This is a genomic window from Streptomyces noursei ATCC 11455 (genome assembly GCF_001704275.1).
In the GTDB taxonomy this organism is placed as follows: Bacteria; Actinomycetota; Actinomycetes; order Streptomycetales; family Streptomycetaceae; genus Streptomyces; species Streptomyces noursei.
Window position 1 is genome coordinate 269338 of sequence record NZ_CP011533.1, and the last position, 25782, is coordinate 295119.

The 25782-nt window shown below is 66.9% G+C and carries 13 protein-coding genes and 6 pseudogenes; 10 read left to right on the forward strand and 9 right to left on the reverse strand.

The features are described 5' to 3' along the window. Positions 1–1080: 1080 nt before the first annotated feature. Complete coding sequence (locus SNOUR_RS01200) at positions 1081–3501, forward strand: bifunctional glycosyltransferase/CDP-glycerol:glycerophosphate glycerophosphotransferase (protein ID WP_099055630.1); 2421 nt, start codon at positions 1081–1083, stop codon at positions 3499–3501. Between the two features lie 114 nt (positions 3502–3615). Here the strand turns inward: SNOUR_RS01200 and SNOUR_RS42170 are convergent. Both SNOUR_RS42170 and SNOUR_RS01210 read right to left on the reverse strand, forming a co-directional pair. After that, positions 3616–4290 (reverse strand): annotated as a pseudogene (locus SNOUR_RS42170) (response regulator transcription factor); the annotation flags it as partial. A gap of 167 nt (positions 4291–4457) precedes the next feature. Continuing rightward, positions 4458–7874 (reverse strand): LamG domain-containing protein, encoded by a 3417-nt coding sequence (locus SNOUR_RS01210; protein WP_067343112.1) that lies wholly within the window; start codon positions 7872–7874, stop codon positions 4458–4460. A gap of 106 nt (positions 7875–7980) precedes the next feature. Here SNOUR_RS01210 and SNOUR_RS01215 point away from each other — a divergent pair, with 106 nt between their 5' ends. Next, a complete protein-coding gene (locus tag SNOUR_RS01215; protein ID WP_159425752.1) occupies positions 7981–8772 on the forward strand; it encodes a transposase family protein in 792 nt (263 codons plus the stop codon). Here the strand turns inward: SNOUR_RS01215 and SNOUR_RS01220 are convergent. Next, complete coding sequence (locus tag SNOUR_RS01220; RefSeq protein ID WP_079142002.1) at positions 8754–12446, reverse strand: LamG-like jellyroll fold domain-containing protein; 3693 nt, start codon at positions 12444–12446, stop codon at positions 8754–8756. The two genes, SNOUR_RS01215 and SNOUR_RS01220, sit on opposite strands and share 19 nt — an antisense overlap. Positions 12447–12611: 165 nt before the next feature. On the opposite strand from SNOUR_RS01220, the gene SNOUR_RS01225 reads away from it, so the two are divergent. Both SNOUR_RS01225 and SNOUR_RS49665 read left to right on the forward strand, forming a co-directional pair. Further along, positions 12612–13421: a transposase family protein gene (locus tag SNOUR_RS01225; RefSeq protein ID WP_067343008.1), complete on the forward strand. Its 810-nt coding sequence runs from the start codon at positions 12612–12614 to the stop codon at positions 13419–13421. 820 nt (positions 13422–14241) lie between these two features. Continuing rightward, entirely contained in the window at positions 14242–14448 is a 207-nt protein-coding gene (locus SNOUR_RS49665) for a DUF8825 domain-containing protein (protein ID WP_512700987.1), read from the forward strand. An 803-nt stretch (positions 14449–15251) separates the two neighbouring features. Here SNOUR_RS49665 and SNOUR_RS01230 read toward each other — a convergent pair. Further along, positions 15252–16676 carry a serine hydrolase domain-containing protein gene (locus tag SNOUR_RS01230; RefSeq protein WP_312631577.1) on the reverse strand — a complete coding sequence of 475 codons (1425 nt, stop codon included), beginning with the start codon at positions 16674–16676 and terminating at the stop codon, positions 15252–15254. Between the two features lie 59 nt (positions 16677–16735). Between SNOUR_RS01230 and SNOUR_RS01235 the strand changes: the two genes are divergently transcribed. Further along, entirely contained in the window at positions 16736–17479 is a 744-nt protein-coding gene (locus tag SNOUR_RS01235; RefSeq protein ID WP_067343123.1) for a TetR/AcrR family transcriptional regulator, read from the forward strand. A gap of 100 nt (positions 17480–17579) precedes the next feature. On the opposite strand, the pseudogene SNOUR_RS42175 reads toward SNOUR_RS01235, so the two are convergent. Further along, a pseudogene (locus SNOUR_RS42175) lies at positions 17580–17858 on the reverse strand (IS5/IS1182 family transposase); the annotation flags it as partial. Positions 17859–17920: 62 nt separating this feature from the next. On the opposite strand from SNOUR_RS42175, the pseudogene SNOUR_RS01240 reads away from it, so the two are divergent. After that, positions 17921–18980: pseudogene (locus SNOUR_RS01240) on the forward strand (IS701 family transposase). A 120-nt stretch (positions 18981–19100) separates the two neighbouring features. On the opposite strand, the pseudogene SNOUR_RS47745 reads toward SNOUR_RS01240, so the two are convergent. From SNOUR_RS47745 to SNOUR_RS45115, 3 genes and pseudogenes are all read right to left on the reverse strand, one after another. After that, positions 19101–19849, reverse strand: a pseudogene (locus SNOUR_RS47745) (IS3 family transposase); the annotation flags it as partial. A gap of 143 nt (positions 19850–19992) precedes the next feature. Beyond that, positions 19993–21258 (reverse strand): ISL3 family transposase, encoded by a 1266-nt coding sequence (locus SNOUR_RS01255; RefSeq protein WP_067343125.1) that lies wholly within the window; start codon positions 21256–21258, stop codon positions 19993–19995. Positions 21259–21710: 452 nt separating this feature from the next. Then, on the reverse strand, positions 21711–22049 hold the full coding sequence (locus SNOUR_RS45115) for an integrase core domain-containing protein (RefSeq protein WP_107407330.1): 339 nt from the start codon (positions 22047–22049) through the stop codon (positions 21711–21713). On the opposite strand from SNOUR_RS45115, the gene SNOUR_RS01260 reads away from it, so the two are divergent. Next, on the forward strand, positions 21958–23247 hold the full coding sequence (locus SNOUR_RS01260) for an IS256 family transposase (RefSeq protein ID WP_067343128.1): 1290 nt from the start codon (positions 21958–21960) through the stop codon (positions 23245–23247). The genes SNOUR_RS45115 and SNOUR_RS01260 overlap by 92 nt on opposite strands. 77 nt (positions 23248–23324) lie before the next feature. Here the strand turns inward: SNOUR_RS01260 and SNOUR_RS01265 are convergent. After that, positions 23325–23963: pseudogene (locus tag SNOUR_RS01265) on the reverse strand (transposase); the annotation flags it as partial. Between the two features lie 117 nt (positions 23964–24080). Here SNOUR_RS01265 and SNOUR_RS01270 point away from each other — a divergent pair. From SNOUR_RS01270 to SNOUR_RS01280, 3 genes and pseudogenes are all read left to right on the forward strand, one after another. Next, a pseudogene (locus tag SNOUR_RS01270) lies at positions 24081–24383 on the forward strand (transposase family protein); the annotation flags it as partial. A gap of 111 nt (positions 24384–24494) precedes the next feature. Beyond that, on the forward strand, positions 24495–25349 hold the full coding sequence (locus SNOUR_RS01275) for an IS5 family transposase (RefSeq protein WP_312631495.1): 855 nt from the start codon (positions 24495–24497) through the stop codon (positions 25347–25349). Then, positions 25346–25744, forward strand: a complete 399-nt coding sequence (locus SNOUR_RS01280; RefSeq protein ID WP_174717826.1) for a hypothetical protein — start codon at positions 25346–25348, stop codon at positions 25742–25744. Before SNOUR_RS01275 ends, SNOUR_RS01280 begins: the two co-directional genes overlap by 4 nt. The last annotated feature ends 38 nt before the right edge of the window (positions 25745–25782 follow it).

The following is a 25782-nucleotide window of genomic DNA, read 5'->3' on the forward strand; positions in this document are numbered from 1 at the left end:
ATACAAACAGGAAAACGGCCGCTGGTGGCATATCCTACTACCTTCCATCGTCGACGCATAGGAAGTCTTGAGTGGTGTAGCGGTGGCTTATCTGTGAACATTTGCCGGGTGATTGCAGTGTGGTGAAGTCACCGATGGGATCTTCTCTCCGAAGAACGCTTCTTTCGGGTGAGGGATTATCGCTTTATTACGTGATCTTGCTCGAGGTGTCGCCACCGTCGAATGGTGTCGAATGGCCTGGAGGTTCAGGGGCTGCTGGCGGTCTGGGCAAAGTGCGCATCTCTTAAATTTCCGGAAGCGGTTCGAACCAATTGGAATTACGAGGCAGGGCGTAGCTACCAGAGGGCACTCTTGAGGCTGAGGGACTGTGCAGACTAGTCGAGACCCATGGTGCATGCCCTCTCTCGCATGGCAACTGGAACGAGATTCGGCACCCGCCGTATTTGGGGGACTGGCTCTAAGGTTTGGAGGATCTTCAGTTCTGCTTCCGCGCCTTTACGCCCTCTCGGGGGGGAGCGCACCCCCCATTGGGGTGAAACCTCGGCGGCCAGGGTCCGCAAGGTAGTCGCCAGATGGATTACGTTACGCTTGACAGGTTCTTGCGCTGGGTGCCACGCTGCGATCAGAGCGTGTAGTTCGCCTATCCGAAAATTCGTCACTGTCTTATGCTGAAATGCGCACCAAGCGGTGCCTGGTGGTCTTTGTGGCTTTGGCGTTGCTGGCCGGATTCCGAAAGGAAAGGTAGCACATGCCAGATCTGCCCACGCGCTGAAATTATGCATGAACCGGTGACGGGTGTGGCTGAACGAATCTATCGATTTATTTCGGAATGCTGCGAGGCTCGTAAATTCCGTAAGGTGGAGCGGCTTTATATTCGGAAGGTCACGATCTCGCTCCTAGTGAACTTGAATGGATCCGCCGAGCCGCACTGGCTCTCTTCCCGTATCACATAGATGTAGGCGTATCTTCTGTCTCGGCAGTATCTGAGACGACGCAATCAGATCCGAGCTCGCCGAAGTCGTTACAAAGACCCTAGGCCACGCCCCGTAACTATGAGTGGAGTATTAGGAGAGGTACGGCATGTACGAGACAGCCCTTGACGCCATACCCCGGTTCAGCATCATCGTGCCCGTGTTCAAAGTGCAAGGCTTCCTGCGCGAGTGCCTGGACTCGGTGCTGGCGCAGGACTTCCGGCACTTCGAGGTCATAGCAGTCGATGACTGCTCGCCCGACTGCTCCGGTGCCATCCTGGACGAGTACGCCGCGCGCGACGAGCGTGTTGAGGTGTTGCACCTTCCGGAGAACGTCGGCCTGGGCCGGGCCCGCAACGCCGGCCTGGAGAAGGCCCGAGGCGACTACATCCTGTTCTTGGACAGCGACGACACCCTCGTGCCCGGTGCATTACGCGCTCTTGCAGGGCGCCTTGCTACCACCGCGGACCCCGAGGTCCTGATCTTCGATTACGCACGGACCTACTGGTACGGCTCCGTTCGCCGCAACTCCCTCGCCGCGCTCCTCGCCGAAACCGGGCCGGCCACCTTCACCCTCGCCGAGCACCCGGCCCTCCTTGACCTGCTGCAGATCGTCTGGAACAAGGCATACCGTCGCGACTTCATCGAGAAGCACAGCTTCACGTTTTCCGTGGGCTACTACGAGGACGTCCCCTGGACCCTCAGCGTGCTGATGACCGCGGAGTCTCTCGCTGTGCTAGATCAGGTCTGCCTGCACTACCGCCAGCGCCGCCAGGGCGGCAACATCCTGTGCACCACCACCCGCCAGCACTTCGACATCTTCGATCAGTACGCTCGGGTCTTCACCTACCTCGACGCGCACCCAGAGTTGTCACGTTGGCGCATGCGCATGTTCCGCAAGATGATCGATCACTATCTGACGATCCTGGACAAACCCGGCCGACTCCCACGCAACGCCCAAGCCGAGTTCTTCCACCGCGCCGCTCGCGACTACCAAAGATACGCCCCAGCCGGCTTCACCCACCCCACCGGCATGGTTGGCTACAAGTACGCGATACTTGCCAAAGACGCCTACCCGGCACTGGTTGGCCTCAAGGTCGCAGGCAAGGCGCACCGCAGGCTGCGCAAACACGCCACCAAGCACGTTAAGCAAGCCAAGAGCAAGGCCACGGACCTGCGCTACCAGGCCCGACTGAGGCAACCCCTGGACGAGAACCTCGCGGTCTATTCCGCGTACTGGAACCGCTTGCCCGCCTGTAGCCCGCTCGCGATTTACGAAAAGGCCAGGGAACTGGTGCCGCAGGTACATGGCGTATGGGTAATTAAGCCGCACCTTGCTGGCCAAATGCCAGAGGGCATCGACTATGTCGTCGTGAACTCGCCGCGCTACTGGGAGGTGATGGCTCGCGCCAAATACTTCGTCAACAACGTCAACTTCGCCGATTCCGTGGTCAAACGCGAGGGGCAGATCCACCTCCAGACTCACCACGGCACCCCGTTCAAGACCATGGGCACCGACCAGAAACGCTACCCCGCCGCTGCCAAAGGCATGAGCTTCCGCAAACTACTGGCCCGCGCCGACCGCTGGGACTTCTCAGTCTCCGCAAACCAGCACTCCACCGAGCAGTGGGAGCGGGTCTACCCGTGCTCCTTCCAGTCCCTGGACACCGGCTATCCCCGCAACGACATCTACTACCACGCAAACGCCCAGAACATCCTGGACATCCGCGAGCGCCTCGGCATCGCCCCCGGCAAGACTGTCCTCCTGTACGCCCCGACCATGCGCGACTACCAGACCGACTACGTTCCCCGACTCGACCTCAAAAAGATCTCCCACGAACTGGGCGAAGACTACGTGTTGCTGGTGCGCACCCACTACCTCTACGGCCAGAACCCGACCCTGCAAGAACTCCAACGGCGTGGCACGCTGATCGATGCCTCTGGCCACCCGTCCGTCGAGGAACTGTGCCTGGCTGCCGACGCACTGATCACGGACTACTCGTCAATCATGTTCGACTATGCCAACCTCGACCGGCCGATCATCAACTACATCGACGACTGGGACACCTACGTCCGCTCCCGCGGCGTCACCTTCGACCTGCTCTCCGGGCAACCAGGCGACACCCCCGGCGTCCTGACCGCCACCGAGGACGAGCTGATCGATGCCTTCCGCAGCGGCCGCTGGGACGACGAGCAGTCCCGTACCTTGCGCGCCGCGTTCCGTAAGCGGTTCTGCTCCTGGGACGACGGGAATGCCGCCGAGAGAGTAGTGCGCCGGATCTTCCTTGGAGAGGTCGACGGAGAGCCACAGCCGCTGCCGATGGCCAAGCGCACTATCGCTCCCACCCCACGTGCCGCAGTCGAAACCAGCCTGTCCAGCCACAACGTGGCTAAAGGCCACCTCGTACGGGGACGGCGGGTGCACCGTGCAGATGAGGCTGTGGGAGCGGGAGATGCCAAGCGTGACCTGGTCGATGCCGTCACCCTCGAACCAGCAGCCCCGAAGGATCTTCCCATTTTCCGGTCGTGACCAGGATGCTCCACTCGGGCGCGCGCATGACGTAGGGATGAGAGTGCCGGTGCCTTGCAACCACCAACTGCGGAGGCCAGAACGCTCTTGGCGAGCCCAGCCACGCGCGGGGGCGTCATGGACCAGGCGGTACCCGGCGCCGCGCACGGTCTGGATGCTGCGCCGTCCGAAGGGCGCGTCGATCTTGCGGCGCAGGGTGCTGATGTAGACCTCGATGATCGAGGTGCCGCCGTCGTAGGCGTGGTCCCACACCTCGTCGAGGATGTCCTGCTTGGCGACCACCTGGCCGCGGCCGCGCGCCAGGCAGGCGAGCACCGTGAGCTCGCGCGCGGTCAGGGCGATCTCCTGCTCACCGCGACCGCAACGCAGCGTGCCAGTGTCCAGCCAGAGATCGCCGGTGCGCATCGGCCCCTCCGCGGCACCGGCCTCGCCGCGGCGCCGGATCAGCGCACGCAGCCGGGCGAGCAGCACGACGAAGGCGAAGGGTTTGGTCAGGTAGTCGTCTGCGCCGGTGTCGAGCCCATCGGCCTCGTCGTACTCGCCGTCCTTGGCGGTGAGCATGAGGACGGGCGTGGCCACGCCGCTCTTGCGCAGTTCCGCGCAGATCCGGTAGCCGTGGACTCCCGGCAGCATCACATCGAGAATGATCACCTGGTACGGGTGCTGCTGGGCCAGCTGCAGGCCGGTCAGGCCGTCGGTGACGTGCTCGACCGCATAGCCCTCACCGCGCAGTCCCTCCCGCAGGGCACTGCCGATCTGCGGGTCGTCGTCGATGACCAGGATGTCCATGGGGTCAAGCATCCCAGATGGGAAATTCGCCCTCTTGAGCATCCTTAAGGTCATTGAACCGGACCAAAGGTCGCCAAGGGTTCCCCGGGCCCGATGACCGCCGGTCCTGGGCCGGCCGGGCGATCTCGCCGGCCGGCCCGGGACCGCACATGTGTCGGTCGGGTACGTCAGTTGATCTTCGGCAGGTCTCCGTTCCGTATCGGTCCGCTGTCGGCTTCCACTGTCAGTCCTGTACTCCGTAGTACTGGGCCAGGAAGCTGATCACCGCGTCCGCGTGCGGGCTGAGCTGTGGCAGGTGGGCGGCCAGGGCCGTGCGGCTGGAGGTTGCCCGAGGGTGCGCACTGGACGTTGAGGCCGAAGGAGCGGGTGGCCTCCTTGCCGCGTGCCGGGTGACGGTCATGCCGCCGCCGATGGACGCGTCGAGCTGGGCGTTGATGCCGACGCCCATGATGTCGAAGGCGGTTCCGACCGAGGTGCCGACGGAGCCGGAGAGCGAGTACGAGCCGGCGGTGGTCTCGGTGACGGCGTCGGTGGTCTCGGTGGTCTCGGCGAAGAAGCCGCCGTCCGCCGTCCAGACGTAGGTGTTGACCAGGTCGCGGCGGGAGAAGCCGTCGCCGGTCGTGTTGCCCTCCGCGTCGCGGTTCCGGCCGGGGGCTGGTGTCGGTGCCGATGGCGTTGCCCAGGACGCGGCCGGCGCGTTCGGCGGCGGGGTCGGGTGAGTGGGTCTCGGTGGAGACGGACTCGTAGTAGCTGCGCAGCCGTTGCTGTTCGCGTTGGATGCGCCGCTTGATGGCGTATGCCTCGCGGGGCTTGTAATAGCTGTACTCGCCGCGGTCGCGGGCGTCGGCGTAGTCCGGGTCGAGGACCTTGCCGCGCTCGTTGTAGCCGACCGCGCCGTCGAGGGTGCCCTGCTTGGTGTAGCGGGGGTTGAGGGGGAACGGGATGACGTTCCAGTCCTTGGGAATGTCGGGGTTGGGCTGGATGCGGTAGGCGACCAGGGCGCCGCTGTGCGCCAGCCGTAGTGCGAAGACGTCCGCGGTCTGGGACTGGACGAGGGCGAAGCCCATGTTGGCGGGCACGTAGCGGCGGCCGAGCGAGGTGTTGAGGGGTTTGCTCGGGTCCTCCCAGCTGCCGGCGAGCTCGACCTTGGTGGCCCGGGTGGTGGTCTCGCCCTGGGAGACGGCGGTCTCCTCGGCCCAGCTGTTGGAGAACTCCAGGCTGCCGCGGACGCCGACCGAGACCTTGGCCTTCGCCATGGACTTGGCGACGCCGAAGCCGAGCGGCGCGGTGATCATCCACATGTCGACGTCGATCTCGTTCGACAGCGCGAAGCCGAAGGCCGCGTCGACACTGCGCTCCTTCGCCGACGACAGCGAGTGCACGACCTCTTCGGCCTGGGTGAGTTCCACCCAGGAGGTGCCGTCGTAGGTGGCGCGGTCCGGGTCGACGGTGTTGGCCGTGAGGTTCTCCGACGGCAGCGGCGGTGCGCCCTCCACATAGCCGGTCAGCTGCGGGTCGAACTGCACCTGGCTGACCCACTCGCTGACCAGGTCGCCGACCTTGTAGCCGGTGACCAGGTGCCAGCGCCCGTCGCGGAGGAAGCCGTAGGCGCGCTTGAGGACGCCGAACGCCTCGCCCTTGGCGGTGTACTGCATGTCCGCGTACTCGGCCACGGCCGGCGCCCCGGAGATCGACTCGTGGAACGGGGTTCGCATCGCGGCCAGCGCGGAGCGGACCTGCGCGGTGTCGCTGGAGACGGGGGCGGTCGACAGCACGGGGGTGGGACGGGCGGAACCCTCACCCAGCCGCAGGTCGTTGCCGCGCAGCCCCTCGTCCCGTACGAGCCCGGCGGTGTCGTCGGTGGAGGCTCGGTCGAACGACCAGTAGGCGATCAGGTCCTCCTTCTCGCCCTTGAGTCGGGTGAAGAGGTTGTCGAGGAGCTGCTCCTGGGTGCGGGCGGTGCGCCAGATCCGCACCTCCTCCAGCACGCCGTGGAACGCCTGGCCGGCCGCGCCGTCCTTACGCCGGGCGCCGAGGGAGAGTTGGGTGTCGCCGAAGTCCGCGACGTCCGCCGCTGCGAACGGGTCGCAGGCCACGGACACGCCGTTGCGGTAGAGGCGGAGGGCGCTGCCGCGCGGGTCGGGGTTGCGGGTCCAGCGGGCGCCGCGTAGCCGCGCCTGGTGCGAACCGGTGGCGTCCGCTGCGGTGTTGCCGGTGTTCTCCTCGAACCGCCAGTGCGCGGCCAGCCCGCGGTCGCGTGCGGACACCGGCACGCCGAGCTGTGCCGCGTCGCGTGCCGTGCCCCAGGGCCGCACCTCGGAGACGACGCCGGTGACCGCGTGCGTCGCCAGGCCGTCCCGGGCCCGGCCGATGTCGAGGGTGCCGGCGTTGCCCTTCGGGCCCGGTCCCTCGTAGCGGGCGGTGCCGGCCTCGCGCCCGTCGACGAAGAAGCGGATCTCCTGCCACTCCTGGACGTCGACGGCCTCCACCAGCTCCACGGCCTGGGTGACGGGCTTCCCGTCAGCACCTGCCGTGGTGATCTCCTTGGCGCCCTTGCGCTCCTGCATCGACCGGCCGCCCTTGCGGACGACGGCGATCCGGTGGAAGTCACCGGCGGTGAGGGCCTCGGTGGAGATGTACCGGACGAGCTTGCCGTCGGGTTCCTCGAAGCCGAACTCCAGCTTCCCGTCGGGGAGGACGAGCAGCCGGTAGGGGACGCTGCCGCCGGAGCCGTCGGCGGTGCGGCCCTTGGAGAGCAGGCCCTGGGTGGTGCCGAGGGCGTCGACGCGGCAGAAGACCTCGACGGTGAGGTCGTCGGCGATGTCGAGCGCGTCGTTGTCGGGGACCTCCAGGTAGGCGCCGTCGGTGAGCTCGACGGCCCACGACTGCTCGTAGGTCGCGGCGAGGTGGGACCACTCGTGCGGGGGGAAGGTGTCGCAGGTGGCGACCAGGCTGCTGCCGACGCGGGCGGCGACGCGGTAGCCGGTCTCCTCGGCAACCGTCAGCGTGGCGGGCGCGGCCGTGGTGGTGACGCCGCCCCTGAGGTAGACGTGCCGTCCGTTCCCGGAGCGGTCGTGGACGCCTGGCTTGCCGGCCACCTGGGGGGCCGGTTCGGCGTACGGCCAGTAGCCCGCCAGGCCCGGTTCGTTGCCGGTGATCCGCCGGTTCTTGTACTCCCGGACCTCGGTCGCGGTGCGGGCGGTGGTCCACAGCCGGACCTCGTCCATCTCCACGTCTGCGTAGTCGGGTACCCAGCCCGCGAAGGAGCTGCCGAAGCTGAAGAACCCGTCGCCGCGGTAGTGGCCCGATGCGACGCGTCGGGCCTCCTCGACGCCGTCGCGGTAGATCACCTGCTCCCGGGTCGCCGTGTTGTAGACACAGGCCCAGTGGTGCCAGTCGGAGTCCCGGTAGCCGTAGTTGGTGTCGAGGTCGTCGCCGTAGAACGCGAAGGTGAGGACGCTGGACTGGCGGAAGCCGATGTGCAGGGCGCCCCGCTCGCTGGCGTGCGAGGTTCCGTGGCCGATGAGGTACTGCGGGCGGTTCGCGTACTCGTCACCGTTCGGTTGCCTCGCCCAGAACTCCACGGTGAAGTCCTTGAGGCCTATTCACGGGGGTTTCAACCATCGTTCTTGATCACGAGGACGGCCCTGCTCGGTAGCGTGACGTTTGCGACGACGTCAGTTAACCACCGTGGCAGGGCCGTTGAGCTGGAACATTACGACAGGACTGGACACCGAGCAACTTGACGGGCTGGTCGCACGAGTTCACCAAGAGCTCGTGCAGGATCCGGACCCACCGGTGATGCCGGGGCGGATGTGGGCGCTGGGCCTGTACAAGTCGGTGGTGTTGGTGCTGTTCCTGCTGCGGCAGAACCCAGTCCAGGAGGTGGCCGCCGAGTTGTTCGGGATCTCCCAGGCCACCGTCTCCAGGCGATGGACGGCCCTGCTGCCGATGGTGGAGAAGGTCCTGGCCACGCACGTTCCCGATCCCACCGAGGCCTCTGCCGGCCGGATCGTACTCGTGGATGGCACCTTGGTCACGACGTGGGACTGGTCCAGCGAGGGCACCACGATGTTCTCCGGCAAGCACCGCGACACCGGCTTCAACCTGCAGACCGCCGCCACTCTCGCCGGCGACCTGCTCGCGGTCTCCGCGCCGGTGCCCGGCAGCCGGCACGACATGCACGCCTGGCGCCAGTCCCACTTCCCCGAGGCCTTCGCCGAACGCGAGGGCATAGGCGACCTGGGCTACGCCGGCTCCCGACTGTTCACCCCCAGGCGCAAGCCGCCCGGCCAGGAACGATCCGCCGGAGACAAGAGAGCCAACCGCTCCGTCAACACGCTCCGAGCCGCAGTCGAACGGGCCATCGCGCACCTGAAGAACTGGAAGATTCTCGCCACCCGCTACCGCGGCCCCCTCACCCGCTTCCCCGACATCGTCAAGACCGTCACCGCCCTCACCTTCTACACAAGAGGCTGGTGAGGCCTACGTGAATAACCCTCCTTGTCGGCGAGATTGACGGCGTTCTCGGTGATGGCCACGCCGCTCTTGCCGTCGAAAGCCAGCGCGGGAGTGGCCGCGGCGGGCGGCGCGTACAGCGCGAGGGAGTACGGGACGTCGCCGGTGTGGGCATGGACGATCCGGGCCGGGCCCGAGACCTGCTCGGGGTTGACCCAGGACTCCAGGGTGAGGTCGTGGGTCACGGCGGCCCGGTCCAGCTGGTCCTCGGGCAGGGACACATGGTTGGCCTGCCCGTCGAAGGAGTACGCACGGCCCGGTTTGTCGGCGCGCCAGCGGCCGCCATGACCGGTCACCAGCCCGCTCGCCTCGCCCAGGGACACCTCCGCTGCCTTGCCCGGGTCGACGAGGACCAGTCGGGAGCCGGCCGAGAGCGGAACGCCGGGCCGGGAGCTGCTGACCTGCCCGTAGTCGTAGGTACGGCCCGCGGCTCCGTTGACGATCGCGGCGAAGTCGGTGGCCCGGCGGGGCAGTCGAGGCCAGGTCTCCACGGCTTCCTCGCCCCGGAAGACGGTCAGCTCGCACAGTCCCGGGTCGCCGACGTCCATGACCGTGATCCGCACCTCGGCCAGGTCGGTGCCCGCGTCGCGGGCCGTGAAGGCGACCGCCGTACCGTCGTCCGCGGTCAGCGCGCGGGAGGCCCGGGCGACCAGGGTGTCGTAGTAGGTGCCGAAGAACTGCCCGTTGGTGCCCCGGAAGTACAGCACGACGCTTCCGGTGGCGCTGTCCAGCAGATACGGCCGGTCGGCCGAGCGGGCGAAGGCCAGCAGGGCGCCGGAGCAGCTCAGCCCGGTGCGGTCGAGGGAGAGCTGCGGAACGGGCAGCACGATGTCGTCGGCGCCCTTGAGGCCGCCCGTCAGCCGGGCCAGATCCTCGCGCGCGGCCGTCAATTCCGCCTGGAGTACGGTGATTTCACGCTGTCGCGTGGCGAGCAGCTCGCGCTGGGGCCGGAGTTCGGCAAGCTGCACGTCGAGCGCCTCGACGCGTTTGCCGGCGTCGGGGATGTCAGGGTGCGCGTCCTGGCGGAGGGCGACGTACTCCAGGGCGATCAGCCCTTCACCGGTGGCGGCCACCGCCGCGGAGTCGTACTGCACGACGCGGTCGCCGAGCCGGTCGGGCGCGCAGACCGTCTTCTCGCTGTACCGGTTGACCAGGGTGACGCAGCCGTCGGGCGGGCCGTAGATGCCGGTGCCGGCCTCGTCGTAGATGCCGAAGAGGGTGTTCCAGGTGCCCGGCTGCCGCGGGTAGACGATGAGGGGGGCGTCGTCGTCCCGGCTCTCCCCCGCGACGTTCATGTCCTTTCCGGTGTGGACATTGCGCAGGTGGTAGAGCATGGAGCCGTTCCACGACGACCCCGGGGGCATGTCGATGGACCACAGCGCGGACTTCGCATCCTTGTCGGCGGTCCGGATCAGCGGCGGGTCGTTCCCGTCGCCGTCGCCGCGCACGGCGAGGTACTGCGGTTGGCCGTCCCGTGGGTGCTGGAAGCGCAGCCGGAACGTCCAGCCGATGATGTCCCGCGAGCGGTTGTAGAAGATCCCGCGGAGGCGCTCCAGCTCCGGGACGTCGGCGGTCCGCCGGGTGAGGTCGGTGGCCTCGGCCTCCTTGGCGGCGATGTCCCGGACCGCTTCCCGGATGCGGGTGTCCAGCTCGCTGATCGCGTCGACGTCCGTGCTGGCCTCCGGCGCCGTCAGTACAGGCAGGGCCAGTTCGTCGGGCACTTGGGCCAGCCGCCCGTCCCGGCCGACGCCGAAGTCGACGGTGGCCAGGTACGCCTCGTCCGTCTCGGTACCGGTCTTCGGGTCCGGCCCGGAGGTGGCGTACGACAGCAGCACCCTGGCCTGGCGCTTGGCCGGCTTGGCCTGCTTGTCGTAGCCGACGGTCACCTCCTCCTGCTGGTGGTAGAGGACGGCCGACAGCCCGGAGACGGCGGGGCGGCCGGTGACGACGAAGCTGTCGCGGCGCACTCCGGGGTGGTCGCCGATGGGGGCCTCGGACGTCACCCACTGTGGCCCGCCCCGGAGTTCGCCGTGCCGGGCGTGATCGGTCTGGTCGTGCAGACGGGTGCCGGAGCCCTCGTCGAAGCGGTAGTAGGCCACCAGGCCCGGGTCATTGCCGATCAGGCGGACGCCCTTGTCGCGCCGGAGCTCCTCGGCGGTGCGGGCGCGGTCCCAGACGCGTACCTCGTCCAGCTCGGCCCGGACGCTCCAGTCCAGGGCGCGGCCGAGCAACAGCGGGCCGACGCCGGCGTAGTCGCCGTCCGCCGTACGGCTGCCGACCTCCTCGCCGTCGCGGTAGACCACCTGACGGCGGGTGGCCTGCTCGTAGACGCAGGCCCAGTGGTGCCAGTCGGTGTCGGAGTACTGCTGCTCGGTGTTGAGGTCGTCGTAGCAGAAGGAGAAGGTGAAGCAGTTGTTGTCCCGGAAGCCGAGATGGAGGGACTGGTCACGGGCGCCGTCCTCGGAACCGTGGGCGAGGAGGAACTGGTTCCCTCCCGTCGCCGTGCGCCGCGCCCAGAGCTCCACGGTGAAGTCGCGGCCCGCGAGCTCGGGTCCGTCGGCGACGTGCACGTGGGCTTCGCCGCCCTCGAACCGCAGGGCCGTCTCCGCATGTCCGTCCGTGCTCACCACGGGTATGAGCGGCTGGCCGGTGAACGGGCAGGTACCGGGCGATCGTTCGTAGACGGAGTCGCGGTGCGCAGGGTCGGGGCTGGTCCAGATCTGGGTGCCCTGGAGGTTGAACAGCCCGTCGCGGCCCTGCTCGATGTTGAACGAGTCGATCCGCCCCGTGGCGTCGTTGTGCGCGAAGAGCTGCCAACGCTGCTGCCCGTGCACGGCGGTGGGGATGAGCAGCGCGGTGAAGCGCCCGCCGGAGAGGTGCCGGACGAACGACAGCGCTTGCGTCGGCTCGCGGAAGGGCCTGCCCTCCATGTCCGTGGTGCCCAGGCTGTCCTTGGCCGAATCCGGGCGGTCCTTGTGTCGGCTGCGTCGGTATCGCGCCTCCAGTACGGGCTTCAACTCCCCGCCGACCAGCAGGAATCGATCGCAGAGCAGGGTGTCGGCGGCCAGCGGGACCTTGGCGCCCGCGCGGTCGGTGACGTAGTCCGTCCGCTCCGGGGCACCGGAGGAGCCGCCGCCGGCGAGCTGATGCACGGCATCGGCGTGGTCGGCGGTGACGGACTGGCGCAGCAGCACGATGTGCGTGCCGTCGGAGAGCGCGTGGAACGGAGCGAGGGCGCTGAGCCGCGCGGTGGTGGACAGGAAGGGGTCCACCTCACCCTCGTCCAGCCGCTCGCCCGGGGCGGCCTCGGCCCTGCCGCCGTTCTTGACGACCGGCAGCGCTGTGGAGCCGATGGCCGCGAAGCCGGCATCCGTGATCTCGGACGGGAAGCGGAGCGGGCGCGGGTTCTCCGACCAGTAGGCGGCGTCGAGTTCGCCCTTGGCCTCGTCGTGCCAAGTCAGATCGAGGACCGTGTAGACGATCCGCCGCTGGTCGTCCATGGCCAGGGCCACCGTGGTGCCCTGATGGCGCACGGTGGCGGTGTGGACGTAGGCACGGTCGCTGTAGACCTTGAGAAAGTGCTGCTCACCGGACAAAAAGGGCTCCTTGGCCGCACTGGACGGCGCGGCATGGTTCATGGACTTGAGGCTCCTGACCTGGGCCGATCCCCCACCGGCCAGCGAAGCGATCAATGATTGAGGTGTTCTCAGCGAAAGGGGTGCGGTCCGGGCTGGTGAAGACGTGAAGCCCCTGGTAGGAACGGGTCTGCCAAGATCACGTTCCTGAATCCCAGAGGCTTCACGATGGTTCGCTATTCTGCCATGCTCGACGTGCCACGCCCGGTGGTGGAGTACTTGTCCCGGCTGTTGGCCGCGCACCGCCGTGCGATCGGCACGCCGAAGGGATCGCGGGCACTGGGCCCGTTCCGCCAGGCGGTGTTGATACTGCGCTGGTTCCGGGAGAAGAGGTGTGTGCACTGCGCCGCGGTGGATGCTGGGATCTCGCAAGCCACCGGCTACCGCTACCTTCATGAAGGCATCGACGTTCTCGCGGGGCAGGCCCCTGACCTGCACGAAGTCCTCCAGCAGTGCCGGCGCGAGGGGACGAGCCATGTGGTCCTGGACGGCACACTGATCGAGTGTGACCGGCTCGCCGGGGCGCGGGAGACGGGGACGGACTGGTGGTACTCAGCCAAGCACAAGGCCTTCGGTGGGAATATCCAGTTCCTCTCTGCCCCCGACGGTACCCCGCTGTGGGTTTCCGACGTCGAGCCCGGCTCCGTTCCAGACATCACCGCCACTCGACACCACGTGCTACCCGCGCTCTACAAGGCGGCCGCCGAAGGCCTGCCGACCCTGGCCGACAAGGGCTACCAAGGCGCCGGCATCGGAGTGCACACCCCCATCAAGCGGCCCTGCGGCCGCTCCGAGAAAGCTCTGCATGTCAACAACCGCACCTACAACCAACTCCTCCGCGGCATCCGAGCACTGGGCGAACGCACCGCCGCTGAACTCAAGCAACGCTGGCGGGCCCTACAGCACGTTACCCTCAGCCCCAGCCGCATCGGCGCCATCGCCCAAGCCGCCCTCACCCTCAACAACCAATGGAAATAACCCCCGTTGAGAAAACCTCATTAAGCCCAACCGCGCAAATAGCCGTCAAGGAAGTGATCCGGTCAAGAGGGCCGGAAATCACCTGGCTCGTGATGCGATGTGCATGGTGGCGGGGACACCCCAGGCATCCCAGGGCGTCGGCCGCGCGCTGGCTCGGCTCATGCACGGCACGGCGACTGGAAGGCGTTCGCTGCCGGATTGCCCGGACAGCTGGGGCACGCCGCCGACGACCGCGCGATCGCACGCCAGGCGGTGACGGGCAACAACGGGTCCGGAGGGCCCAGCCCACCGACGACAAGGACGATCTCAGTAGTGTTGGGACACGGTGGTGGAGTTGCCCACAGGGCCTCCGGTTACGGGGGCAAGCGGGCGGCAGAAACGTGGCGCAACTTCAAGACCATGCGCGAGATGTACGACAAGGTGTCGCCATCCACGTCGTCTCGAAGACCCTGAAGATGGACAGCAAAACGGTCGCAAGTACGCCCACGCAAGCGCCGTCGAGGACCTGTTGCGATCGCCACAGCAGAAGCAGAAGCAGAACACACTTCAGCCTTGGACCGAGTACCTCAACATGCGCTGGCAGGAAGGCCGCACAGACAGCGGACGGCTGTTCCGCGAGATCCAGCAGCGTGGTTACCGTGGCAGCAGCCGGCCCAGTACTCCAGGAACGTGCGGCGCACGAAGCCCCAGGCACCCCCGCCGTATCGGGCGAGGATGAAGTTGCGCTCCCGGAGCTGCTGGACCACGGCGCGGGCGGGCGGCGCGCGACGTCCGGCCGGACGTCGCAGAGCTGGAGGTACTGGCGGAAGACGTCCTCGATATCCGCCTCGAGCACGTAGCTGCCCGAGATGCCGCCCGATCCCTCCTGCCTCCTGCGGGCGAGGAGCCGCCCGAGGAAGCCGCCGAGGTGCAACGCCTGCAAGAGCGGCTCCGCGAGCTCGCCGAGATCGTGACCACCCACGCGTTCTGGGCCACGCCGGAAGGCCCCGACCGTGTCGGGGCGCACACCGCTCTCAAATACGCCTGATCACCTGATCGCCGGCCAAGCGTCCAGGAGGGCGGTGCTGCCATCCTTCTCTTCCGCCCAACGCGGATGGGGGCTGTTCCGCCGCTGTACAGCCCGATCCAGCGGCGGAAGGTCGTCCGAGCGGTTTCCTCGATGGTCCACTCGCCGGTGACCTTGGGAGTGCTGCCTTCCTCGTGAACCGGAGGTTGACCCGGTAGAGGGCCACGAGTGCCGACTCGGGTCCGCTCCGGCAGGTACGTCACCCACGACTGGCATGCGGCCCGCGGTGGGCTCTGCACGGCGCTCCCATGGGCCACCCCCAGCCGGACATCCTGAGGTCACCAGTACGCCCGGTGCACGGCGGACGCCTCCCCCGGCATTTTCCGGCCGGGAGTGCCGCTCCACGGCCACTGACCTGGCCTTCAACGTAGCGGACATGTTCGTGATGAAACCGTTCTTCGGCGTCGTTCCACTCGAACGACCGGTCTCGTCGGCGCGTCGCATCACCAGCAGCACCAGGAAGGTGAAAGTTCGCGTCGTGCCGTGCAGGCCGCCACCACAGCCGCACGGAACCGTGGTGGGCTGATTTGTTCAACCCGGCGTGGGGCCGTCGTTCTGAGTGTCCTCCTACGTGATCGCCAATCGGAGGGGCGCGGCGGAACCTCGTCCCGCCGGGCTCCTCCGCGCCCTGCTCGTGCTGACCGACACCGAGGTTGAACGTTGAGGGACGATCACCAGCAAGGGGACACAGTTCCGGCTGGTACGAGCATCCCGGTCGCAACCCACTCCAGCCCCATGAACTGAGCATTCAGGATGGAACGATCTCATTCGCCAAGGCTCTGGCCCGAGCAGTCGTTGATCGCCTGGTAAGCCAATGTCTGGAAGTCGTTCACCAGGTGCGGTGAATCCGGGGTGTCCATCGCCGTCTGGGTCAGCAGGATCAAGGTGAGGTCCTCGGCCGGGTCCATCTGCACCGATACGCCCAATCCGCCGTCCCAGCCGAACTGGCCGACACCGGCGAAGCCCAGTCGGCGAGTGCGTACGCCCATTCCGAAGCCGAAACCGCCGTGGTTCCCGAAAAGCTCGGGGAACTGGTCCTTCTCGACCTTCTGTTCCGGCGTCAGCTGGTCGGCGGTCATCAGCTCAACCGACTGCCGGGACAGGACACGCACCCCGTCCCCCATGCCCTTGTTGAGGAGCATCCGACAGAACGCACGGTAGTCGTCGGCGGTCGAGACGAGGCCGCTGCCGCCGACTTCGAAGGCTTGTGGCTTGCTGAACCGGCCGCCGGCCGCCTCGTCGTACACCGCGAGGGCGCCGGTCTCCGGGTCGTGGGCGTAACTGGTCGGCAGTCGGTGGATCTTCTCCTGCGGTACCCAGAATCCGGAGTCCGTCATCCCGAGCGGCGCGAAGATGCGCTCCTGCAGATACGACCCGAACGACTGTCCTGTAACCCTGGCGGCGAGTATGCCGAGCACATCGGCCCCCGCGTTGTACAGCCATCGCTCTCCGGGCTGGTACATCAGGGGAAGCGCGCCGAGGCGGCGCATCCATTCATCGGGCTCGCCGGACGGGAAGGCGCCGTCGTTGTAGAGCCCCGACTCGCGCATCGCGACCTGGATAGGGTAAGTGTCCGGTGCTGCCACGACCGCCCCGAACCCGAACGTGAAGGTCAGCAGATCCCGCACAGTGATCGCGCGGCGGGCCGGCACGGTATCGTCCAGCGGGCTGTCGATCCGCTTGAGTACCTGTCGGTCGGCGAGCTCGGGCAGCCAGGGGACGACCGGGTCGTCCAGGCGCAGTCGGCAGTCGTCCACGAGGGTCATGACGGCCGCCGCGGTGACCGGCTTGGTCGACGAGGCCATCCGGAAGATCGTGTCCCGGCGCATCGGCTCGGCGCCGCCCGTGTGCAGTGTCCCCATCGTCTCGACATGGGTCTGCCCGCGCCGGTCGACCAGGGCGACAAAGCCGGGAATCGCGCCGGAGTCCACCGGCCCGGCCAGGGTGTCGCGCAACCTGCGCAGACCATCCCGCGTGAACGCCGAGCCCTCCAGGCTCAGTTCGCGGCGCATCGCCCTCGCGACCGCCCGGTCGGCCTGGCCTACGGCTCGTGTCACTTCCCGGTTCACGAGCTCGGACACCTCGTGGCTCAGGCTTTTCGACATGACGTCTCCCTCGTTGTGATGAACGGCGATGAACGGTCCGCAGCTTCTCCGAACACCGTACGGTAAGCCGAACGTCGTTCGCAAGTGCGTACGGCGTGCGGAGCGCGAGATATCCTGAGCCGCAGAGAGAGGAGGCCGCACGCATGCCGGTCGACAAGAAGCAGCCCATTCCGTCGGTGTGGACCCGCTCCCAACGCCGCAAGCGGGAACAGCCCGCGCTGAGCCCGGAGCAGATCGTCTCCACGGCCGTCCGGCTGCTGGACGAGGAGGGGATCGACGCCCTGAGCATGCGCAACCTGGGCACCCGTCTGAACGCAGGCGCGGCCTCCCTGTACTCGCACGTGGCCAACAAGGACGAGCTCATCGAGCTGGTCGTCGACGAGATCTACGGCGAGATCGAGGTCCCGGACGCCGGGGCACGGACAGACTGGCGCAGCGCCGTCGGCGACTGCGCCCACAGTCTGCGGACAGTGATTCTGCGGCACCCCTGGATGGCCTCCGTCCTCGGCGGGGTGGGGATGTCGTACCTCGGGCCGAACATGATGCGGATCTCCGAGACGATGCTCGACGTGTTCCGGAAGGCGGGCCTCCCTGCGGACGAGGTCGATCACGCCATGACCACCCTCACCGCGTACGTCATCGGCATAACCACCAGCGAGGCCGCCTGGCTGTCGATGCTCGCCCGCAGTGGACAGGACGAGCAGGAGTCGATGGAGCACCTGTGGCCGGCTGCCGAGGAAGCCGCGCAGCACCATCCCCAACTGCGGGAGCAGTACGCCTCGCTACGGGGAAAGGACCCGCGCGAGATGCGCGACGACAAGTTCGCATACGGGCTTCAAAGGGTTCTCGACGGCCTGGCAGGTCGCATCGTCACAATTGGCGAGTAACTGTCGCCCCGAGCCGGTCGCGGCATGAACGAGATCAACCAGACACCCGCATCCAACCGCCGCGCGAGCCAGCCCGCGGTCCTATGGACCGCCCGGCAGGTCACGAGCGGAGCCAGAGGCGAAGGGCAGCAACGGTCACGGTGCCGTAGAAGACGTACGCTCTCTTGTCGAAGCGGGAGGCTACGGCACGGAAGCCTTTCAGCGCGTTGATCGTTCGCTCGACTTCGTTGCGGCGCGTGTAGATCGCCTTGTCGAAGCCGATGGGCCTACCGCCCGCGCTACCGCGGCGCCGACGGTTGGCCCGCTGGTCCTTGCGCTCAGGAATCGTGTGTTTAATCTGCCGACGTCGTAGGGACCGGCGATTCCGGCGAGACGAGTAGTAGGGCTTTGTTAGGTGTGTCAACTGGCCTGCACTGAGGGCTCTGTGATGTCCTGTCAGGTGTGACTCCTGAGGAGATGGAAGAGGTCCGTCCGCGCCTGGAGGCGTTTGCGGCGGAGATGCTCGGCTCGCTGCCGCGTTGTGATCAGCGGGCCAAGGGCGAGTTGTACCTGCGTGGGCTGATGCTGGACGGCAAACGCAAGTCGATGCAGCCGATGGCCGAGCGTCTGGGAGTGGACCATCAGCAACTCCAGCAGTTCGTCTCCTCCTCCACCTGGGACTGGACCGTGGCGCCTGTTCGTGCCCGAGAGCTGGGACGACACCACGACCGAGGACGACAGGCTGCTGGCCGAGGCCATCCGACGCCGACGCGCCAAGGCAGGGATCCCGGACTGTGAGCGGCACCGGGAGAAGTGGCGCCTGGCCTTGGAGATGCTGGATGAGGTGCGAGGGGACTGGGAACTTCCCGACTTGCCGGTGGTAGCCGATGCCGGGTATGGGGACGCCACCGGCTTTCGCGAGGGCCTGACCGAGCGCGGCCTGACCTACGCGGTGGCGGTCAAGGGCACCACCACCGCCTATCCGGGCCAGGCGGTCCCCGTCCGCCCTCCCTACAGCGGCCGGGGCCGACCACCCGTGCCGGCCTACCCGATCCCGCACACCACCTTGCGGCAACTCGCCCTGGATACGGGCAGGTCCGCGGCGCGGACTGTCACCTGGCGCCAGGGCAGCAAGACCACAAAACGCAACCCCAAAGTCGCGATGCGCTCCCGGTTCCTGGCCCTGCGGGTCCGTCCGGCCAACCGCACCATCCGCCGCGCCACCGACGGCTCCCTACCCGAATGCTGGCTGCTGGCCGAATGGCCATCCGGCTCTGCCGAACCCACCAACTACTGGCTGTCCACCCTGCCCGCCGACACCCCACTACGCGAACTGGTCCGCACCGCCAAGATCCGCTGGCGCATCGAGCACGACTACCGCGAACTCAAGGACGGCCTGGGACTGGACCACTTCGAAGGCCGCAACTACCCCGGATGGCACCGCCACGTCACCCTCACCGCCCTCGCCCAGGCATTCTGCACCCTGCTCAGGCTCGACCCAAAAGCCCCTGCGCCGGCCTGACCCTCTACGCCGCCCTCCGCGCGTTACAGACACTCCTGGCCACCTGGACCGGCGCCTGCCACATATGCAGCCAACCAGCCCCCACACCCGAACCCCACCACAGAACCTAACAAAGCCCTACAACACCGTTGCCAAGTAAAGGAATTGGCCATTCCCGACGGGGAGATACGTTATGTCGCCCACGTACTTCGTGTTCGGCGTCTTCGCGGTGAAGTCGCGCCGTAGCAGGTCGGGAACCGGCGTCGCCGACGGCTCGGGGGTGGTGGTGCGGACCTTCTTGCGCAGGTGGAAGCCGACGACGCCTCGCGCACGCATGACCCGTGCGACGCGTTTGTGATTGACGCGTACTCCGGCGTCGCGAAGCTCGGCGGTGACCCGCGGGGCGCCGTAGGTTCCGTCGGACTCGGCGTGGATGGCGGTGATCCGCTCGGCGAGATCGGCATCCGCCCGGACCCGCTCGGCCCGCGCGTCCGCGCCGGCAATCCACCGGTAGAACCCGGACCGTGAGACGGCCAGGATCCGGCACAGCCGCTTGACGCCGAAGGCGCCACGATGATCGTCAACGAACTGGAAGCGGCTGCTCACCAGCTGGTCTCCGCCGCAAAATACTTCGCGGCCCTCCGCAGGATCTCCCGCTCGAGCTCGAGTTCTTTCACTCGCGCCCGCAACTGCCGGTTCTCCTTCTCCATCACGCTGGCCTCGCCGGCGCCGGGCCGAGCGTCCTGCTCGGCGTCCCGCACCCAGGTGCGGAGCGTCTCATGGTTGACGCCCAGGTCCTTGGCCACCGACGCGTACGTCCCACCCGGGCTGGCGTGGTAGAGCGCGACGGCATCAGCCCGGAACTCAGGCGAGTACTTCGACGTCCCCAACGGGAACTCCTGTCCTTCGGATCCTCACGATCCAATGATCAGGGTGTCCACGATCAAGGGCTAACCCCCCTTCACCCTCCTCACGCAGGATGAAGAGGTTCAATGAACCACCGAAAATACGGCTCTCCTGTCGTATGTGTGGGTCATTCTGTGGCGAGTTGGCGGCCTGGGAGTTGTGGTCGTGGTCCGCCCAGGGTGAGCATGACGAGGGCGATGATGGCGTTGGCGGTGTGGAAGCCGAAGCCGCGTCGGATGATCAGGCGAGTCTTGGTATTGGTGGACTCGATCAGTCCGTTGCTCATGCCGGTGGTCAGCGCGGCGCGGATGGCGTCGTAGTGGCGCATGATCTTGCGTTGGAGGTCGACGAAGGTGGGGATGCGGCAGCGTCGGGCCCAGGCGATCCAGCGGTCCAGGGCTTTGAGGGCGGCGGTGGGGCGGGACTTGGCCAGGGTGAACACGGTCCGGAGGGCTTCTTTCAGGCGCCAGGCGCGGTGGAGTTGGGGGTCGGTGGCGGCGATCCAGGCGAGTTTCGCGGCCTGCCGGTCGGTGAGGTCATCGGAGTTCTTCCACAACGCGAAGCGGGAGTCCTTCAGTGCGCGGGCCGTCTCCCGGTCGCCGAGGCTGTGGCGGGCCCGGTTCCAGGCCGTCCGGCGCTCGGCGTCCAGGGCGGTGGTGGCCCAGGCGACCACGTGGAAGGGGTCCATCACGCGCCTGGCGTGTGGGGCGCGTTCGGCCAGCACGCCGGCGATCCAGCCGGCGCCATCGGCGCTGATATCGATCAGGCGTCCGGTCCTGCCGGGGCCAAGGCCGTCGAAGAAGCGGTGCAGGACGTGTTTGCCGTGGCCGTCGGCCATCCACACCACCCGGCCAGTGTCGTGGCAGACCACGACTGTCATGTACTTCTGCCCCCGGCGGTGGGAGATCTCGTCGATACCGATCCGCCGTAGTCCTGCCAGTCGGTCCACATCGCGGTCCCGGTCGGCGACGAACCGGGCCACGATCGCCCCGGCCGTCCGCCAGGAGATCCGCATCAGTGCGGCTGTTGCCGTCTTCGAGCACTCGGCGGCCATCCAGGCAGCCTGCTGATCGAAGGCCAGGGTGTGGCCGGCACCGTGTCTGGCCCACGGCACCCAGGCCACGACGGAACCGTGGATGTGGCATCCCACCCGCGGTGCATCAGCCTCCAGGAACACCCGCACCGCACCATGATCCAGATCCCGCCACCGCCGACGCCCCCGGCCGGCGTCATACCGGGCAGCCGGTCTGCGGCAGATCCCACACCGCTGCCGACTCCGCGCATCGGGTCGTACCGACACGATCACACACTGTTCGCTCTCGTCGAAGCGGATCCCCTCGACCACGGTGTTTTCGACCGTCAGAGTTCTCTTCCATATGCTGAAGACAGACACGCCGTTTCTCTGCAAGATCAGACTTGTTGCTAGACACCTCAAGCCTGGCAGAGAACGGCGTGTTTCACGCATCAGCCCAGCTCACAGCACCCACACATACGGCAGGAGAGCCGAAAACCCACCGCCGCTGGTCCAGGATCAGGCAGTCAGCGTGACGATCCGCTGACAAGGGTTGACACACGACAGGAGTTGTCACACGCTCTTAAAAGCGTGGTGTTGCACGCGCAGGGTTCTTGCAAGGTCGCTGTGATCTCGTGAACGTGCTGGTCAACTGCGGTGTGACCGGAGATGCCAAAGCTCCGTTGATGTGGGTGAGCTACCAACTCGCCAGCAAACAACGGAGCTTCGATGATTCGTAAGTCTGCCATGGCTGCGTTCGTGTTGTCGCGTTCTGTCCTCTCGACGGGTGATGCGGTGGAGTGAGGCGTCTCCCGGAGTGTGGACACAGGGGCTCATGCTGCGGTGGTGAGTGTATCTGCTCGCAGGTGCTGTTGTTCGAACTCAGCTGGTGAGAGGTAGTTGAGAGCACTGTGGCGTCTGCGGGCGTTGTAGTAGATCAGCCACTGGAAGATCTCCAGCCTCGCCTGACGCAGAGGGTGTACACCAGGTTGTGTGAGTGAGCGATGATTGCTCCTGTTGAGTCCGGTTCCTGCCCTGAACGGAAAGTGACACAGCGTGATATCGAGGCAGGACGACGAGATGCACCGTGCCGAGGCTGCGGAGCGGGTGAAGCGGGTGCTGTCGCCGGAGGCGATCGACGCGCTGATCGCGGACGCGAAGGACTCCGGGATCGGTCTGGACGGCCGGGGCGGTCTGTTGCAGCAGATGATGAAGCAGGTCATCGAGCGGGCCCTGCAGGCCGAGATGAGCGACCACCTCGGCTACGAGGCCGGCGATCCGGCCGGGCGGGGCAGCGGGAACAACCGCAACGGCTCGTACCCGAAGACGGTGACGACCACGGCCGGCCCGGTCGAACTCGACGTGCCGCGAGACCGCAAGGGCGAGTTCGAGCCGCGGATCGTGCCGAAGGGGACCCGCAGGCTGGGGCAGGTCGACGAGATGATCCTGTCGCTCTACGCGCGCGGCATGACGACCCGTGACATCACCGCCCACCTGCACGAGGTCTACGGCGCCGAGGTGTCCCCGGCGCTGGTCTCGAAGGTCACCGACGTCATCGCCGATGAGGTGCAGTCCTGGCAGCACCGGCCGCTGGACGAGTGCTACCCGATCTTGTATGTGGATGCGATCCGGATCAAGGTCCGGGACAACGGACACGTCGTCAACAAGGCCGCCCACCTGGTCATCGGCGTCGACGTGGACGGCATCAAGAACGTCCCGGGCATCTGGCTCCAGGACAACGAAGGTGCCAAGTTCTGGCTGCACGTGCTGACCCAGCTCAAGCACCGAGGCCTGGCCGACGCCCTCGTGGTGTGCTGTGACGGCCTCAAGGGCCTGCCGGAGGCGATCGAGGCCGTCTGGCCCCAGGCGGTCACGCAGACGTGCGTCGTTCACTTGATCAGGTCGGCGCTGAAATACGTGAACTCCACCGACCGCAAGAAGGTCGCCGCCGCCCTCAAGCCCGTCTACACCGCCGTCGACGAGACCGCCGCCCTCGAAGCCCTCGAGGCCGTCCGCGAGGAGTGGGGGCGGCAGTATCCCGGCACGATCAGCGTGTTCGAGAACGCCTGGGCCCAGTTCATCCCGTTCCTCGACTTCGACCAGGACATCCGCCGCGTCATCTACACGACCAATGCGATTGAGTCCATGAACCGCAACCTGCGCAAACTCGTCAAGACCAGCGGGCACTTCCCGTCCGACGACGCCGCCCTGAAGATGCTCTACCTCGGCATCCGCAACATCGAGGGCAGGCACATCGACGGCCACGGAACCAAAGTCCCCGCCGGCCGGATCCGCGGGACCGGGACCCTCGGCTGGACCCGCGCCATGAACCAGTTCAAGATCCGCTTCGGCGACCGGCTCCCCCTCTAACCATCAACCGACAGTAACCAACGGCAGGAACCAGACCAACAGAGCACAACAGGCATCACACACAAACCAGTTGACATCCCCTCCTTGAGGGCGACGAGCTCCTTGGAGCCGTCGGCGCGAACCCCGATGAGCACCGGGACGCACGCCTTGGCCTCCTCCAGACGGACGTTGAGGTGGATGCCGTCGGCCCACACGTAGACGTACTCGACCTCCGACAGGTCGCGGTCCATGAAGGCGGCGTGGTCGGACTGCCACTGCGTCGTCAGCCGGGTAACCGTCGCCGCCGACAGCCCGGCAGAGGAGCCGAGGAACTGCTCCAGGGCGGGCACGAAGTCGCCAGAGGACAGGCCGTGCAAGTAGAGCAGGGGCAGCACCTCGCTGATCTTCGGCGACTTGCGGCACCACGGCGGCAGGATCGCGGACGAGAACCGCCTGCGCTCGCCGGTCTGTTCGTCGACGCGCTTGTCGTTCACCCGCGGCGCCTTCACCTCGACCACGCCCGCAGCGGTGGTGACCTGCCGGGGTTGGTGATAGCCGTTGCGGACCACCAGGCGGCGCCCCCTGGCGTCGCGCCCATCGGCCAACTCGGCTATGTAGGCGTTGACTTCGGCCTCCAGTGCGGCGGCCAGCATCCGCCGTGCGCCTTCCCGAACAACCTCATCCAACAGCGAACTGCCGCTTGGCGTGGTTCCGTCCTCGTTGACTACGGTAAGCACCGGCGTGCCTTCCCGACCGACGCGGCAACGTCGGCCTATCGATCGATCCATCGGGAAGGTACGCCTCCTTCCGTCAGGAGTGATCCACAGGTATTGAGCATTGCTCCTCGACACCACGTGCTACCCGCGCTCTACAAGGCGGCCGCCGAAGGCCTGCCGACCCTGGCCGACAAGGGCTACCAAGGCGCCGGCATCGGAGTGCACACCCCCATCAAGCGGCCCTGCGGCCGCTCCGAGAAAGCTCTGCATGTCAACAACCGCACCTACAACCAACTCCTCCGCGGCATCCGAGCACTGGGCGAACGCACCGCCGCTGAACTCAAGCAACGCTGGCGGGCCCTACAGCACGTTACCCTCAGCCCCAGCCGCATCGGCGCCATCGCCCAAGCCGCCCTCACCCTCAACAACCAATGGAAATAACCCCCGTTGAGTGGACGTTAAGTCCGATCTTCCTCGGTTCGTGATCGCTCGATCGTGGTACTGATCGCCGTCCAGGGGGCCTGCTGGGCATGTCCATGTTGAGATGTGGGCGTGAAGAGAGAGCCGTACCTCAGCGACTTATCGGACGAGCAGTGGGCGTTGATCGAGCCGATGATCACGGCCTGGAAGCAGGACCGGGTGGCCCGGTCGGCGACCGGGGATCCCGGGTCCTGCGACCTGCGGGAGGTCGTGAACGCGATCTTCTACCAGAACCGGACGGGCTGCCAGTGGCGCCTCCTTCCGCATGATTTCCCGGCCTGGTCAGCGGTGTTGTACTACTTCGGCCTGTGGCGCGAGGACGGGCTCGATCAGCGGGTTCAGGAACTCCTGCGCTGCCAGGTGCGGGAGAGAGCCCGGCGATTAGAGGACCCGTCCCTCGTGATCCTTGACACCCAGTCCGTGCGTGCGGCCGCGGGTGTCCCGAAGAGCACGACGGGGCTGGATGCCAACAAGAAGGTGTCGGGCCGCAAGCGGGGGCTGGCTGTGGACGTGCTGGGGCTGGTTGTCGGCGTCGTGGTGCTGGCCGCGTCCGCCCACGACAACACGGCCGGCATAGCCCTGCTCGACCAGGCCGCCGAACGGTGCGGGAACCGGCTGGAGAAGGCCCTGGTGGACCAGGGCTTCAAGGACCAAGTCGTCATCCACGGCGCGTTGATGGACATCGACGTCGAGGTCGTCCGCCGCAACCCCGAAGATCAGAGCAAAGGCTTCGTCCCGCAGCCCAAGCGGTGGATCGTGGAGCAGGTCAACGGCACGTTGATGCTGCACCGGCGCCTGGCTCGTGAGTACGACCACCGCCCCGACACCTCCGCCTCGCGCGTCTACTGGGTCTCCATCGCGAACATGACCCGTCGTCTCACCACACCGAGTCCCACCTGGCGCGACGCCCTTGAGCTGGCCGCGTGAACGTCATCGAGCTGCTGGCCAACCTCCAGGTCCAGCACGACGAGACCACGGCCCGGTCCGGTGAACTACGCGACCAGATCGAGCACTTGACCGCCGCCTTGGCCGAGACCGAAGCTCGACTCGCGGACCTGACCACCACCCAGAAGGTCATCGCCGAACTCGCATCGGCTGGAGACGAACCTGAACCGCCCGAGGTTGCCACCGCCTATCAGGCCATCGTGAACGCTTTCAACGAGCATCCCGGCCGGGCATTCAGAGCCCGTGAGCTGCACGAACTCCTCGGTATGCCCACCCATGAGGCGGCTGTCAACTTCACTCGCAGCCGCCTCGGACGCCTTACCCGCCAAGGCTTCCTCACCCAGCCCGGACGAGGCCGCTACCAGAAACGGACTTAACGTCCAGTGAGAAAACCTCAGTTCACTGAACCTCTTTC